Origin of the sequence: Gelidibacter gilvus (assembly GCF_004115975.1) — a bacterium.
Lineage (GTDB): Bacteria > Bacteroidota > Bacteroidia > Flavobacteriales > Flavobacteriaceae > Gelidibacter > Gelidibacter gilvus.
This window is the reverse complement of record NZ_SDDZ01000033.1, coordinates 1-1,404: the sequence shown is the minus strand read 5'-3', so window position 1 is coordinate 1,404 and position 1,404 is coordinate 1. Positions and strand designations below refer to the sequence as shown.

Below are 1,404 nucleotides of genomic sequence, written 5' to 3'. Positions count from 1 at the left end.
AAGCCAAATACAGACTTATATGCGTTGGATTGAGTCGATTGTCCTTGGCAAAAAGCAAGAAGATGGCCTTCAGATGGTGTATAAAATTAACCTCAGTCATGGTAAGAAGTATTGAAAATCCCGCATTCCTGCGGGATTTTGCCTGCTATTAATCCTCTATTAAGAAACCTTGTTAAGGTTGAGAATACGTAGTATTTCGGAGTACTCGTAGAGTATGGTGCCACCTATTTTGGTAAATGGCAAGGTGCCGTTTACCCTAAGGTTCTGAAGCGTGCCTGGACTGATCTTGAGCAGGTCCATCACCTCAGCAGATTTCAGATACTTTTTTGTGAGCGGCGCCTCCGGCTTTTTATGGTCGAGAAGCTTTTTAAATTCGCTGATCAATTCCATTTTGAAGTCGTAGAGATCTTCGGTAGTAATAATTGCTGTAGCCATTGTAGAACAAATTTTTAAAGGTTAATGTTGTCCCTCTCCTCATGGCGAGGTCACTTAAAAAACTATCATAATGATAGCACTTGGGTTGATTTGACTTTTGTTCTACAAAGCTGTGGTTTATTGTTGTAAATCCTTCGGTATGTGTTCGGTAGTACGACGAAATTTAACATTTCAAAGGTGGGAATATTATAGTCTTCATCTTGAGCAAAGCCATTTAGTATAAGGCTTTAAATACTAAATTAGTATTGTGTATGTTTTTTATGGGAACACTAATTTTCTATGATGTGCCGGAAAATATACTTGACAACATTTTTAAACGCCATTTTTTAATCAAAATCAAAAATAACCTTCAGGCTTATCATAGCTTTTGTAGCGTTTTGATGGTCGAAAAATAACTGAGACATATTTTTTAAATTCCTTAGGTATACGTTCGGTAGTACGAAGAAATTTAACATTTTGAAAACCGACTTTGTAATTTATTACATCAGGATCTAGTGATGGCTTCATCGGTATCCATCTTGGTCAATAGCGCACGTTTTAAGGTGTCAAGGAATTTGGTTCGGTCTTTTTCCCGCGCCTTTATTTCGGCAAATGTTTTGTATGCATTTCCGATCTTAATGTTGAAGAACTTTTCGCTGAATTGAATAATTTTGCTGATTTCGGCTTCCCCATTGTTCAAAACACCTGATGAATGAAGCGCATAAATAAGCTCCACCAAATCTGTCTTGGATCCAGACCAGGATCTGTTTTTATTAAGAATCAAATCTGCAATCGGATCTGACTCTTTATTTGTCAACCTAAAAAGTAATTTTTTATAATGTCTGTTCTGAAGTTCTGCGGCTACAAAGTGCGCCATAAGATTATCGTAACTGGTAGAAAATTCTGGATCCACGATATAATGGGACATGTCACAGTTAATTCCAATTTGCCGTGTGCTCCTCAGAAAGTATAAACTATCCTGCTGAGATT

Annotated in this window: 2 protein-coding genes; both read right to left on the bottom strand. The window is 37.2% G+C overall.

The genetic code is table 11. From position 1 onward, the window contains the following. Positions 1-159 precede the first annotated feature (159 nt). Complete coding sequence (locus ESZ48_RS19155; RefSeq protein ID WP_129019106.1) at positions 160-435, bottom strand: helix-turn-helix domain-containing protein; 276 nt, start codon at positions 433-435, stop codon at positions 160-162. 484 nt (positions 436-919) lie between these two features. Then, on the bottom strand, positions 920-1,404 hold a 485-nt coding region (locus ESZ48_RS19150; RefSeq protein ID WP_190246320.1), incomplete at its 5' end, for an RteC domain-containing protein.